Source organism: Streptomyces sp. x-80 (assembly GCF_046549095.1).
GTDB lineage: Bacteria > Actinomycetota > Actinomycetes > Streptomycetales > Streptomycetaceae > Streptomyces > Streptomyces celluloflavus.
On the sequence record NZ_JAJPWM010000010.1, the window covers coordinates 148,303 to 161,498 of the forward strand.

A 13,196-nucleotide genomic window follows, 5' to 3' on the forward strand; every position below is an offset into this window, starting at 1 on the left:
GGCAGCCACACCCGGCGGTGGCTGCCGACCCGTGCCGTACCGGTACCCGTGCCCGTAGTGGTTCGGGTGTTACGGATGTGTCGGCCGCAACGGGGCCGTGCCGCTCAGCTGCGGCACTGCCTCGCCCCAGGGACGACCAGGACCACCACCACGATCACCGCGATACCCCAGACCCATGGTGCGAGGGGTGAGGGAGTGAAAGGCCCTGCTGCGACCAGGGCCATGAGCAGCTGAAGGACGTCGGCGGAACGCCCGCCGTCCTGATCGTCGTGGGCGATTTTGCCTAACAAGATCTCTCCTTGGGTGCTGAGCACTGTGAGGATGCGGCCGGGACCTTGCGCTCGCCGTGACGGATCAGCTGCCTTCAGGCGTGGTCGATCCGGCGCGAGGCTGCGATCCGCCTGTGCCGCTGCGTACTCAACTGACGGTAGGGGGTGGCCTCTGGGGGTGTCCTGACTTTGGCTGAAGATCTTGGAGGTACTGTTCCACTGGCGATCTTCAAATTCTTGGGTTCATTGCCACGTAAGCAATGCGCTCCCTAGTTGCGATAGTTGAATTGGCTCGTGGGGAGTGAAGCCTCGTCGGTGGGGAGAAGCCCCGCAGGCGCGGGGATGACGTGTACCAGTGACGACGTACCACTGCCCGCCCTAGGGACCACCCCCGCACCCGCGGGGACCACTTCGGTCGTCTCTAAATGGGAATGGCGTTCAAGGGACCACCCCCGCACCCGCGGGGACCACCCGACGACGACAGTCCGGGTGAGAATCGGGTTGGGACCACCCCCGCGCGCGGGGACAGGTCCGTCACCAACGTAAGCGAGTACGACCCCGGAGACCAGCGCGCTTGCGGGAACGCACAGCGCCGCCGCCTGGAGCGCACCCGCCGGAGCCCCCGGCCCCCGCGCGGCGTCTCAAAGCACAGCCCGCTCCGGCATAGGCCATTCCGTGCCGTCCAGTTCCAGCGTGGAGCGGGGGCCGGACGGGATGAGGTGCGGTTCGCGTACGCGGACGCGGAAGGGGCGGGCGGGCTCGTCGGGGAGTTCGCCGGTCAGCAGGGTCACGCCGGGGCCGTGCTCCTTCTGGTAGGCGACGACTTTGCCGTTGACCAGGAGCTCTATCTCTCCGTCGCTGCCGGGTCCGATGTTCACGGTGATCGAGTGGTCACCCAGATCCAGGTGGAAGTGGTGGCTCCGGCCCGTGGCCATGACGCACCTCCCGTAGTGCCGTCCGCTGCCGTCCGTACGTTCAGCCGCGTTACGTCCAGCGTAGATACGTCCGGTCCGGATGGGGTGGGTTCCCGGGCGCGTATCCAGGTGCCCAGGTGCGTACCCGGGCGGGTGCCCGCTCGCGTGGCGGGGTGCCGGAACGGAGACCACCGACGTGGCGGAGCGGCGACGTGGCAGAGCGGGAAGCTTCGGAAAGCCGTGGGAAGCGGCGGGAAGCAGGGGAAATCGCCGGGCCGGCGGGTGCGGCGTGGTTCCCGGGGACGTCGGCCGACCGTGTGCGGCCGCGCGAGTGACAATTGTGGTGAGTGCCGTGCTGCCCGGTTCACGGAGTGCAGGTCGCCAGGTCCTGCTCGGAGGGGCCGGGTGCCGAGCGGGCGGGAGACGACGATGAACGGCTCGGTCCGTGTCGGACGTGTTGTCGGGGTACCCCTGCGGATGCACTGGAGTGTGCCGCTGCTGGTGGTGCTGTTCGCGTACGGGCTCGGCCGGGAGACCCTCCCCCTGTGGACTCCGGGGCGCTCGGACGCCGTATACGCCCTCGCCGGTGTCGTAGGGGCCGCGCTGCTCATGGGCAGCCTGCTGCTCCACGAGACGGCGCACGCCGCGACCGCCCGCTGGAAGAAGATCAACGTCGAGGACGTGACGCTGTGGGCGCTGGGCGGTATGACGCGGATGGGGCGGCCGCGGACCGCCGCGGCGGCGTTCCTGGTGGCGGTGAGCGGGCCGCTGACCAGCCTGGTCATCGGGGGCGCCGCGGTCGGCGCGGCGATCGGGCTGCACGCGCTGTACGGCTGGTCGGTGCCCGCCGTCGTCCTGGTGTGGCTCGGCTGGGCGAACCTGTTCCTGGGAGTGTTCAACCTGCTGCCCGCCGTCCCGCTGGACGGCGGACGGGTGGTGCAGGCGTTGCTGTGGTGGCGCACCGGAGACCGGGAACGTGCGGATCTGGCGGCTTCCCGGGCCGGCCAGGTCATGGGCGTGCTGCTGGTGGCCGTCGGCTGGATATCCGTCCTGCGGGGTGCGCCGAGCGGGCTGTGGCTCGTCTTCGTCGGCCTGTTCATCATGCTCGCCGCCGCGTCGGAACGGCGGCGTACGGCGCTCGACACCGCGCTGCGGGGGGTGCGGGTGGCCGATGCCATGTCCAGCCCGGTGGCGACCGGGGCCGACTGGCTGACCGCCCAGCGGTTCATCGACGAGGTGGCCGTGAAGAGCCACCACTCCGCTCTGCCGCTGCTCGACTTCGAGGGCCGTCCCAGCGGAATCGTGCAGCTGCGCAGGCTCGCGGCGGTACCGGGAGTGCGCCGGGAGACGCTGCGGGTGCGCGAGGTGGCGACTCCGCTGTCCCAGTGCGCGGTCGCCGCTCCGGACGAACTGCTGAGCGCGGCACTCGACAAGATCCGCCTGGGTACCGGTATGCGCATCCTCGTCGTGGAGGCGGGGCAGCTGGTGGGGATCGTCACCGGGAAGGACATCTCCCGGCTGATGCAGCGGCACACGCTGAGACTCGGCGACGGGGGACGGGCAGGCAGCGGACGGGGAGCCGGACACCGGGGTGAACACCGGGGTGACGGCGATCGGAGCGGTAGCGATAGTGATAGCGATCAGAGCGGCAGCGGCAGCGGCAGCGGCTGGGGCTGGGGCGGCAGCGGGCGGGGCTGACAGGGCTGACGGGGCTGAGCGCGTGGGTGCGGGAGGGGGACGGGGCGGAGCGCGCGGGGCCGGGCGTACGGGACCGGGTACGTGACCTTGCCCCGGCACGACGGCAACCGGGGCGCCCGGGTGCCCGGGAGCCGACGTCCTGCGAAAGCGGTCGCCGCCACCCTGCGAGGACGCTCGTCGCCACCCTGCGAGGGCGCTCGCCCACCACTGCGAGGGCGGTCGGCCGTTCGCGGCGCCACAATGGTGGTGCGGGACGCGACTGCTGTCGTGGAGAGGCGGGACACGCCGATGCCGTACATCACAGTGACTGCTCTGAGCCACACCGGGCTGATCCGCGATCACAACGAGGACAGCCTGGTGGCCGGTCCATGGACGTTGTGCGGCACCGTGACCGAGAATCCGCAGACGCTGGTGTTCCCCCTCGGCAGTCCGCTCGTCGTCGCGGTCGCCGACGGTATGGGCGGCCAGCCGGCGGGTGAGGTGGCCAGTGCGCTGGTCGTCCGGCAACTGGCCTCGTCCGGTCCCGCCCTCGACAGTGAGGAAGCCGTCCGTGACGCCCTGAAGGTCTGCAATCACGCGGTGTACGTGGCCGCCGACCGCGATCCGGCGCTGCTCACCATGGGCACCACCGTCGCGGGTGCCGTCGTACTGCCGGAGTCCCTGCTGGTGTTCAACGTCGGCGACAGCCGGGTGCTCGGTGCGTCGCCGGACGGGCTGCGGCAGGTGAGCCTGGACGACAGCCCGCCGCTGCCGCCGGGGCAGCGCAGCACGCCGATCGTCACGCAGGCGCTCGGCGGGGCTCCCCGGTTCAGCGCCATCACGCCGCACGTCACGACGTCACCGCTCGCCGTGGGCGATCGCTATCTGGTGTGTACGGACGGTCTGACCGACCCGGTGCCGGAGGAGGCCATCGACGACCTGCTGCGGGCCCACGACGGCGGCCGGGCCGCGTTCGAACTGTGGAAGTCCGCCATCGAGGCGGGCGGCCCGGACAACATCACGCTCGCGCTCATCCGCATCGGTGAGTAGGCGAACAGCGGCCGACGGCGCCGGACCGGCCGTATCGGAGACCGCCCGCCGTGCGAGAAGGCCACGCCGGCTTTACCGTCAAGACATGGGCGTCTTCATAAAATTGGTGGAGAACCGGCCTCCTGGGGAATACGCGGATCCGAGCGCCGTGGATGTCTCTTACGTCGACGTCACGGAGGGCGCCGCGCAGGTCAGCTACGAGTACGACGTACTCCCCAGTGGCGCGGTGCGGGTCCTGCGGGTGGCGAAGGGCGAAGCCCCTGTTGTCGATTCGACCTATGCCCCGGGGCTCTGGTTCCGCGTGACGGGGCAGTGGAGCGGTACTTGGGAATGAGCGGTACCCGGGACGGACGGAACGCCGGCTACCGCACTCGCGCAGGGCGTGGAAAACGCGCACGCATCGCGTCGATGCAGGTGTCACGCGATGTCGGGCCGCCGAAGCGCAGGCGGTCATAGGACGTGAACGCGGGCTCCAGCGCGTCGAGTTCGTCGATGAGGGCGTGCAGTCGTACGGCCCACCGGGTGGTCCCGGCATCGGGCTCGCCGGGCGCGGCGCCGATGGCCGCCGTGAGCCGGCCCTTGCGCTGGATGGTGGCCGGGGTGACGGAGCGCAGACACACGTACTGCCCGCTCAGGTACGCCTGCCACTCCTCCTCGGCAGTGGCCGGATCGGTCCAGTGAGCGGTGAACCAGGCGGGCAGCCGCTCCGTACCGCCCGCCTCGTCGGCGAGGGCGAACAGATCGGCCGGCACCATCTCGGCGCCGTCGGAGCGCAGATACCCGGGAAGCGGGAGGCGCCGCTCCAGCATGAGGCGGCGGACCTCCACGGCGTCACGGCGGTCGGTGCACAGCTCCGCCAGGACGGCGTACTGCGCGCTGACGTACGCGTCGTCGGCCGCCGTCATCGGGTGATCACCATTGACCTCGCGGAAGCGGTTAGCCAGTTGCCGCTTCAGGTCCGCCTGCGGCAGGGGGATCCCCTCCGTCGTCCACGTCACCATCCCTTTCGTCACCATCCCTTTCGTCACCGTCTTCGCCGCCCTCTTGGCTGCCCTCATGGCCGTTACGCGGCCATGAGCGGTCATCAGCGGTCATCAGTGGCCGTCGGCGGCCATCAGCGGCCATCGGCGGTCATTGCGCATCTCGCATACGGACGCTTCCCGCGCCGTGTCCGGACGTTACCGACCTGATGGTTCGGTCCCCGCCGAACCGTGCGGCCGGTATGCGTGGATGCGGGGCGGGGACGGCTCCCGGTGCGGTCCGCTCCCCGCGGACCGGTGCACGTCCACAGTTCTCATCCGCAGTTCTCACCCAGAGTCCTCATCCGTAGTTCTCATCCATGGCGTAAATCGAAAGCATGTGCGACGATCGCGTTCGTGATCTCCGCGACTCAGGTAGTCGAGCGTTCCGGTGAGCGAGGCCCGATGCCCCTGCTCACGCTGGACGAGTTCTTCGAGGGCAATACGGACGAGGAGTCCCTCGCGCCCAACCAATGGGGATACGGGCGCCCGCCGCTGGCGGTGCTGGCCGCGCGGTTGCGCGCGATCGAACAGCGTCCGGACGTCCGATGGGTACGGGTCCAACCGCACCCGGAGACCATCGATATGGAGGTGCTCACCGCCGAGGCCGTCGCTGTCTGCACCACGGCGGACGAGGCGTCCTGCGCGGCGTGGGCCGAGGGATGTGCGGCCAGCGGTGTCCTGCCGGGCCTGGTGGACACCTACCGGGATGTCCCCGCGGTGCCGGCCGGGGCGGCCGTATGGTCCGTGGTGTGGGACTGAGGGGGCGGGGGCGTCTCAAGCGCCTGTGGCGCCGTCGATGCGCTCCCTGAGGAGATCCGCATGGCCGTTGTGACGCGCGTACTCCTCGATCAGGTGGACCAGGATCCAGCGCAGCGAAACCTCCCGGCTCCCGACGTGCGCGGCCAGCTGCGCCGAGAGCTCGCCGGGGTCGTCCAGCGAAGCGGCGACGATCGCCGCACGGCTCCGGGCGACTTCCGTGCGCCAGGCGGCCAGTACCTCGTCGGCGCTGCGGTCCGGGGCGAGCGCGAAACTGTCCCCCGTTTCTGACGCGTGGACGAGTGGCACGTCCCGGCCCGCGAACACCCGCTGGAACCAGTTCCGTTCCACCTCCGTCAGATGCTGGACCAGGCCGAGCAGCGTCATCGATGACGGCGCCACCGAGGCCGTCCGCAGCTGTCGGTCGTCGAGTCCCGCGCACTTCAGCGCGAGCGTGGCGCGGTGAAACTCCAACCAGCTCTCCAGCATGGCCCGTTCATCGGCGTGCGGGGGCGGGATCGGCCGCCCGTCCGGTGTCGTGCCCATACGCGCCACCCTCGCACAGGTACCGGCGCGGGCACACGGGACCGGGCGCAGGGAGTCGTCGTGCGGGTCATGGTCCGGCGGTCCGCGCGCGGGGGCTAACCCCACCACTGGCATGGTGGCTGCCGGATGGGCGTGGGCAATCCCCTCAACAACCCTTGTGACATGCCCACTTACCCCAGTACGGCACTTCTCCTCGTGCTCTCCGCCACGGTCGTCGCCGCGACTGCGCCTGCGCATACGACCGCGCCTGCGCATACGACTGCGCCTGCACATACGACTGCGCCTGCACATACGACTGCGCCTACCCATACGAATGCGCCTACGCCTACACGTACGCCTGCCCCTGCCCCTGCGGCTGCGTCCGTGACCGCGTCCGCGTCCGCGACCGCGACCGCGCCGATGTCCCGCGCCGAAGATGCCGTCACTGCCGTCACTGCTGTCCCCGCCGCTGCCACCGCCGCCGCCCCGGCACTCACCTGGCGCCCCTGCGACGAGCCCAACGGCCCCGCCGGGCGGGAGTGCGCGGAGCTGCCCGCGCCGGTCGACTACCGCGATCCGGACGGCCCGCAGCTCACCCTCGCGGTGTACCGCCTCCGCAGTGAGCGGCCCGCGGCGCGGCGGGGGACGCTGCTGGTGATCCCCGGCGGGCCGGGCGGGTCCGGGGCGCGGCAGCTGGCGCAGAGGGGGGAGGTGCTGCGGAAGGAGATGGCGGGCGCGTACGACATCGTCGCGCTCGACCCGCGCGGGCTGGGCGGCAGCACGAAGGCGAGCTGCGAACTCGCCCCGGACGACCGCTATCTGGTGAACCTGCGGTCCTGGCCGGGACCGGACGGCGAGATCACGGAGAACGTCGCCCGGTCCCGGCGTATCGCCGACGCGTGCGGCCGACACGGCGGCGCCGTGCTGCGCGGCTTCTCCACCGCGAACGAGGTGCGCGACATCGACCGCTTCCGCCAGGCGCTGGGCGAGCGGAAACTGTCGGCCTGGGGCGTCTCGTACGGGACGTACGTAGCGGCCGTGTACGCGCAGAAGTACCCGCAGCACACCGACCGCTGGGTCCTGGACAGCAACGGCGACCCCGACCCGGGCCGGGTGGCGCAGGGCTGGCTGGCGAACATGGCGGTCGGCGTGGACGACCGGTTCCCGGACTTCGCGGCCTGGGCGGCGGACCCGGCCCGGCAGGGCGAGGGGCTGCGGCTGGCCGAACGGCCCGAGGACGTAAGGTCGTTGTTCCTCGCTCTCGCGGCGAAGCTGGACCGGAAACCGAAGGATTCGACCACGGCGGGGGTTCCGCTGACCGGCAACCTGCTGCGGCAGGCCCTCCAGAACGCCCTGTCCGGCAATGGCTCCTTTCCCCAGCTGGCCCGGCTCGTCCAGGCGGCCCAGGACCCGGCGGGCGAACCGGTCCTGCCCGCCGACCTGGCCGAGCCCCTGCGGGACGAGGACGCGGCGGTCGTGATCGCGACCATCTGCAACGACGTGCGCTGGCGGGGGACGGTCCCCTCGTATGCGCGCGCGGTGGCCACCGACCGCGTCCGGCACCCGCTCACGGCCGGGATGACGGCGAACGTCTCGCCCTGCGCCTTCTGGAAGGACGCGCCGGCGGAGAAGCCCACCCGGATCACCGCCGAGGGCCCGCCCGACATCCTGATGATCCAGAACCTCCGGGACCCGACCACCCCGTACTCCGGCGCCCTGAAGATGCGCTCGGCCCTCGGCGACCGGGCCCGCCTCGTGACGGTCGGCCACGGCGGCCACGGCGTCTACCTGGCCAACGGCAACGCCTGCGCCGACCGCGCCGTCACCGCCTTCCTCACGACCGGCCGACGGCCGACGGGGGACGTGTTCTGCGCCGACTGATCCCGCGCGGACCGATTCTGGGCCGACTGATTCGGGGTGCTGTTCCGGCGTGCTGGTTCGTTGTGCTGGTTCGTTGTGCTGGTTCGTTGTGCTGATCCGGTATGGGGACGGGTGAGGGGGCCCGGCGGAAAGGGGGCCCAGGGCCAGGGCCAGGGCCAGGGCCAGGGCCGGGGCCACGGATTCGCTGGGCTCCGGCCCGGAGCGTCCCCGTGTACTTCGCCCGGCTCCCCGCTACTTCGCCCGGCTCCCCGCTACTTCGCCCGGCTCTCCGCTACTACGCCCGGCACCCCGCTTACTACGCCCGGCTCCCGGTCTACTACGCCCGGCTTCCGGCCCACTACGCCCCGATCTTGACGTACTGCGCCCGATCTTGGCGTATTAGGGACCATGACCTGAAACGCGCCCTTTCGTGATTGTTCCGGCGCGGGCACCCTCCGATCAGGCACCTTCCGGTAAGGGGCGGGCGGGGGGACGGCAGTGTCTGCTGCGGCGTCGGCGTCGGGGGCACCTCGGCACGTTCCGGTGGACGTACGGACGTACGTACCGGTCCTCCCGGCGAGACGCGCGGCTTTCACGGCCCTCGCGGAGGCCGGGTCTCCCGGCGAGCCGAGCATCGAGCCCCTATGGGTGATTCCGCCGCGGATCAAACGCCCGGCGGACCCGCTGTCCGCGGGCGGCCGCATCCCCGACGACCCGGTGGCCCTGGCCCGCCACCTCCACTCCATCGCCGACACCCTGCGCATCCGGCACGGCATGCGCCCCGGCTGGGTGGACGCGCGATGGGCCGAGGACACCCCGGAACTCGTCCAGGAACACGTATGGGACGTCCTCGCGTCCGACCTGTTCGGGACCGCGCTGCGCCCCGTGACCGGCCCGGAACGCGGGCCGGCCCAGCAGGCGGCGGCCGGTGCGGCGGCCAGGAAATGGGACAGCGCACTGGGTGTACGGATACCCGCGGACTCGTCGGCCGCCCTGGCCGACGAAGTGCGGGACCGGTGCGCCGAGCTGCTGAACCGGACCGGTGTGCGGCCCGAGCGGACCGACCTGTTGATCGACCTCCGCCATGTGTCCGATGCCGATACCGCCGAAGCGCGGGCGCGCCGTGCCCTGACCCTGCTCGCCGATCTCGCTCCGTGGCGGACCACCGTCCTGACCGGCGGATCCTTCCCGTACAGCGACGAGGGGCTGAAGCGTCACGAGGTCGTCATGGTCGCGCGCGCCGAGTGGCTGGTATGGACGGCGCTGCGCTCGGGCGGGACGGGTGACGGCCTGCGGGGCGGCGGGCTCGTCTACGGGGACTACTCGACCCTCCACCCCCGCAGCTGCGACGACCCCGTCGAGACCGGCCCGCTCGACATCTTCGAGAAGCTCCGCTACACCCTCGACGAGCACTTTCTCGTCGGTAAGGGCGCCTACCGGGCCCGGGGCGAGGCGAGCTGCCTGGACCGCATCGCCCGGAAGATCACGAAGTACGCGCCCTTCCGGCCGGGCGCCAGTGCGGCGGAGCGCTGGCTCGAAGAGCGAGCGGCCGATCCGTCCAACAAGAACCCCGGCAACGCCGAAACGTGGGTGAAGCAAGGGCATATCCAGCATCTGACCTACGTCCCCGAACAACTCCGGCAACTCCGGCAACTCCGGTAACTCGGACGGCGCAGGCGGCGCAGGCGGCGCAGACGGCGCGGACAGTGCGGACAGTGCGGGCAAGTCGGTGCATCTCTCCAGAGCCGGGTGTGGCGCGCCTCTCCTCAGGCGGGCAGGCGGGCAGGCGGGCAGACGGGCAGGAGGTCGGGTGGGCGACCGGGATTCCGTACCCGGCGCCGCGGCACCTGGCGTTCCTCGGCGCGCCTGCCGCTCCGCCGCGATCTCCCCTCCGCGCCTCCTCCGCTCCCGGACCGTACCCGAACGCCATTCCAGGAGTAGGTAGTTTCCGCAGGTCAGAGGGCATATTGCCGTTCCGGTGTCCCATTCTTCCGGTGGCCCGTTGCACCCCGGGTCGGGCACCCCGAAAGCTGTGACCCGACAGCAGCCCCGGTTCGGGAAGCAGTGTCGCTCACCCCCTCGGCACCGAATACGACCCGATGCCGTGGCCGACGCGATACGGCCGCCTCCTCGCCGTCGACGCGCTCCGGCTCCTCGCCGAGCACACCGCGCCACCGGCACACCGTCGGGTGCGCCCGGCAGACCCCTCTCCAACCCCCTCTCCAACCCCCTCTCCACCAACACGGGAAGAACATCCATGCGCAAGAACCACATCCGCACCACCGTCCTGGCCGCCACCGCCCTCGCCGCGGCCCTGTCGTTGACCGCCTGCCAGGACAAGGACACGGGCGCCGCGCAGGTCCCTTCTTCCGCCGCGTCCGTCGCCGGTGAGGCCGCCGCGCCCGAGTCGGCCGCCGACACCGGCCAGAACACCACCGGTACGGGCAGCGGTCACGACTCCGCCAAGGGCTCCGAGGCGGAGGCCAAGTCGAGCAAGTCGGGCAGGAAGAGCACCGGCTCCGGCACCGTCCACTCCTCCGGCAGCGGCGACAAGAGCGGTTACGGGCAGGTCTGCGGCGCCAACGACATCTCCTGGAGCACCCGGTCGGAGAGCCAGGCCGGCGGCTACATCCTGGTCATGGCGAAGGCCAAGCCGGGCATCACCTGCTCGCTGCCCGCCGAGCTTCCGGTGGTGGCCTTCGGATCCGACGGCACCGAGGCGGGCCCGGCGGAGCAGTCCGTCGGGCAGCAGGTGACGCTGAGCGGGGGCACCACCGCCTATGCCGGGGTGAACCCGAAGACCACCAACAACGAGAACGGCAAGGAACTGAAGAGCATCATCGTCGGCGTCGGCAAGGGCGACCCGAACCCGGTGAGCCTCCCGGTCGACGCGATGACCGTCGACAGGCCGATCGTCACCAACTGGCACACCTCCGCGAAGGACGCCGTGCCTTTCGACGGCATCGACAGCCACTGACCGTGGCTCCGCTCCCGGCGACGGCGACGGCGACGGCGATGATGGTGACGGCGGCGAGTGCCGGGAACGGGTGGGTGTCCGGGAGGGGCCCCGGCACCGCTCGTGCGGTCCCGCGTCTCCTCGACCGTTGATGACGGGCGACAACGGGCGACAACGGGCGACGACGGACGACCTGACCGGTTGCCCTACGGACGGCCGCGCTCCGCCGCCGTACGCTGTGCGGGTGATGCGAGGGACGCGGGAGCAGGCGCGGCTCCGGTCGGACGACCCCGTGCCGTTACACCGGCTGGAAGTGCCCATGCCGGGAATCCTGCCGTTCGCCATCGGGTCCTTCGACACGATCGGGCCTCTCTCCCGGGCCGACTTCCCGCACCGGCACACCTTCCACGAGATCGTGTACGTCACCGGGGGCACCGGCCACCACGTCGTCGATCTCACCCGGCTGCCGCTGCTGCCTCCGCAGCTGTGCGTCATCTCCCCCGGTCAGGTGCACTACTGGGAGCGGGCGTCGGGACTGCGCGGCTGGGTGATCCTGTTCACCGACGACTTCCTGCTCGCGCACCCGGAGGACCGGCAGTTGCTGCGCCGGCTCGGTGAACGCCCCTGGCTGCGCCTGGACGGCGGGGAGGCGGCCCGGCTCCGCGCGCTGGTGCGGGAGATGCGGGAGGAGTTCGACCAGCGGGACGAGGGCTTCATCTCGGTGCTCCAGGCGCATCTGCATGTGCTGCTCACCCGGGCGGTACGGCTCCCCGGCGGACGCCGCGCGGGAACGGAGGCGGAACTGGAGGCGGGCCGGGCCTCCGTGGTGTCACGGGAGTTCGCCCAGCTCATCGCCCGGCCCGGCGGCGCCGAACTGTCCGTGAGCGCCTGCGCCGGACACCTCGGTGTGACCGTCGGCTATCTGACCGAGGCGGTCAAGCAGAGCACGGGCCGCACCCCGGGCCGGCTGATCCGCGCCGCCCGCACACTGGAGGCCAAACGCCTGCTCGCCAGCACGGAGTTGACCGTCCGCCAGGTGGCGCGCCATGCGGGATTCACCGATCCGGCCTACTTCTGCCGGTTCTTTCGCCGCGAGACGGGCGTCAGCCCCGGCGAGTTCCGCCGCGGGTCACCGGGGATTCACCACGTTCACCGTAGCGAGTCCATCGACCCCTCCGGCCTGTCCGCCTAGCGTCGTCCGGGTACGTCAACGACTTCCGAGGAGGACCCCATGGAGGACGCACACGTACCACCGCAGGACGCATCCGTACCACCGCAGGACGCACACGTGTCATCGCAGGACGAACGCCCGGGGATCAGCCGTAAGAGACTGCTCAAGGCCGCGCTGGCGGCGGTGCCGCTGCCGATGCTGCTCGGCGGCGTCGCCCTGGCCCGGGACGCGGGGACGGCACAGCAGCCGCTGACCCCCACGCCGTTCTGCGACGACGGCGACGACCCGACGCCACCGCAGATCGAAGGCCCCTACTTCAAGCCGGATTCGCCGGAGCGGACGTCACTGCTGGAGCCGGGCCTGCCGGGTACCCGCCTGACGGTCAGCGGCTACGTCTTCGGCGTGACCTGCCGGCCCATCGCCCACGCCCTGCTCGACTTCTGGCAGGCGGACACGAACGGCGAGTACGACAACACCGGGTTCCGGCTCCGCGGGCACCAGTTCACCGACGCGCGGGGCGCCTTCACGCTGGAGACGATCGTGCCGGGCCTGTATCCGGGCCGTACCCGGCACCTCCACGTCAAGGTCCAGGCGCCGCACGAGGAGATCCTCACCACCCAGCTGTACTTCCCCGGCGAGCCGCGCAACCAGACCGACCCGATCTTCGACCCGGCCCTGGTGATGAACGTCCGCCAGGCCGGCCCGGCCAAGGAGGCGACCTTCGACGTCGTCCTCAACGTCGGCCAGCAGCCCACCGGCGGGCCCACGGCCCCCGGCGGAACGTGGGCGGCGGGCACCGACTACCGGACCGGCGACCAGGTCACCTACGCCGGCACGACCTACCGGTGCCGCCAGACGCACACGGCCCGCACGGGCTGGGAGCCGCCGTCCGCCCCGGCCCTCTGGCAGCGCGTCTGACCCCGGCCGGCAGATACGCGCGGCGCGCCCCACCCACGGGACGGGGGCGCGCCGTGCTCTTCCCGCCGGGGCGCCGAT

13 protein-coding genes are annotated in these 13,196 nt (G+C 71.4%); 9 read left to right on the forward strand and 4 right to left on the reverse strand.

The window, feature by feature from the left end; genetic code table 11:
• Positions 1-104 precede the first annotated feature (104 nt).
• Complete coding sequence (locus ACLJWH_RS21625) at positions 105-290, reverse strand: hypothetical protein (RefSeq protein WP_411143388.1); 186 nt, start codon at positions 288-290, stop codon at positions 105-107.
• A gap of 620 nt (positions 291-910) precedes the next feature.
• Complete coding sequence (locus ACLJWH_RS21630; protein WP_411143389.1) at positions 911-1,204, reverse strand: hypothetical protein; 294 nt, start codon at positions 1,202-1,204, stop codon at positions 911-913.
• A 408-nt stretch (positions 1,205-1,612) separates the two neighbouring features.
• On the opposite strand from ACLJWH_RS21630, the gene ACLJWH_RS21635 reads away from it, so the two are divergent.
• The 3 genes from ACLJWH_RS21635 to ACLJWH_RS21645 all read left to right on the forward strand — a co-directional run bounded on the left by ACLJWH_RS21635 (position 1,613) and on the right by ACLJWH_RS21645 (position 4,244).
• Positions 1,613-2,881 (forward strand): site-2 protease family protein, encoded by a 1,269-nt coding sequence (locus ACLJWH_RS21635; protein WP_411143390.1) that lies wholly within the window; start codon positions 1,613-1,615, stop codon positions 2,879-2,881.
• Between the two features lie 288 nt (positions 2,882-3,169).
• Entirely contained in the window at positions 3,170-3,910 is a 741-nt protein-coding gene (locus tag ACLJWH_RS21640) for a PP2C family protein-serine/threonine phosphatase (RefSeq protein ID WP_411143391.1), read from the forward strand.
• An 85-nt stretch (positions 3,911-3,995) separates the two neighbouring features.
• Positions 3,996-4,244 (forward strand): hypothetical protein, encoded by a 249-nt coding sequence (locus ACLJWH_RS21645; protein ID WP_411143392.1) that lies wholly within the window; start codon positions 3,996-3,998, stop codon positions 4,242-4,244.
• 28 nt (positions 4,245-4,272) lie between these two features.
• Here the strand turns inward: ACLJWH_RS21645 and ACLJWH_RS21650 are convergent, their stop codons facing one another.
• Positions 4,273-4,881 carry a DUF6058 family natural product biosynthesis protein gene (locus tag ACLJWH_RS21650; RefSeq protein ID WP_411143523.1) on the reverse strand — a complete coding sequence of 203 codons (609 nt, stop codon included), beginning with the start codon at positions 4,879-4,881 and terminating at the stop codon, positions 4,273-4,275.
• A gap of 405 nt (positions 4,882-5,286) precedes the next feature.
• Between ACLJWH_RS21650 and ACLJWH_RS21655 the strand changes: the two genes are divergently transcribed.
• Positions 5,287-5,691 (forward strand): hypothetical protein, encoded by a 405-nt coding sequence (locus ACLJWH_RS21655; protein WP_411143393.1) that lies wholly within the window; start codon positions 5,287-5,289, stop codon positions 5,689-5,691.
• Positions 5,692-5,706: 15 nt separating this feature from the next.
• Here the strand turns inward: ACLJWH_RS21655 and ACLJWH_RS21660 are convergent, their stop codons facing one another.
• The gene (locus ACLJWH_RS21660; protein WP_411143394.1) at positions 5,707-6,234 is read right to left on the reverse strand and encodes a DinB family protein; all 528 of its coding nucleotides are present in this window, start codon (positions 6,232-6,234) and stop codon (positions 5,707-5,709) included.
• A gap of 399 nt (positions 6,235-6,633) precedes the next feature.
• Here ACLJWH_RS21660 and ACLJWH_RS21665 point away from each other — a divergent pair, with 399 nt between their 5' ends.
• From ACLJWH_RS21665 to ACLJWH_RS21685, 5 genes are all read left to right on the forward strand, one after another.
• A complete protein-coding gene (locus ACLJWH_RS21665; protein ID WP_411143524.1) occupies positions 6,634-8,094 on the forward strand; it encodes an alpha/beta hydrolase in 1,461 nt (486 codons plus the stop codon).
• A gap of 522 nt (positions 8,095-8,616) precedes the next feature.
• Positions 8,617-9,735 (forward strand): beta family protein, encoded by a 1,119-nt coding sequence (locus tag ACLJWH_RS21670; protein ID WP_411143395.1) that lies wholly within the window; start codon positions 8,617-8,619, stop codon positions 9,733-9,735.
• A gap of 595 nt (positions 9,736-10,330) precedes the next feature.
• On the forward strand, positions 10,331-11,050 hold the full coding sequence (locus tag ACLJWH_RS21675; RefSeq protein WP_411143396.1) for a DUF4232 domain-containing protein: 720 nt from the start codon (positions 10,331-10,333) through the stop codon (positions 11,048-11,050).
• Positions 11,051-11,348: 298 nt separating this feature from the next.
• On the forward strand, positions 11,349-12,221 hold the full coding sequence (locus tag ACLJWH_RS21680) for an AraC family transcriptional regulator (RefSeq protein ID WP_411143397.1): 873 nt from the start codon (positions 11,349-11,351) through the stop codon (positions 12,219-12,221).
• A 39-nt stretch (positions 12,222-12,260) separates the two neighbouring features.
• Complete coding sequence (locus tag ACLJWH_RS21685) at positions 12,261-13,118, forward strand: carbohydrate-binding protein (protein WP_411143398.1); 858 nt, start codon at positions 12,261-12,263, stop codon at positions 13,116-13,118.
• Positions 13,119-13,196: the final 78 nt, after the last annotated feature.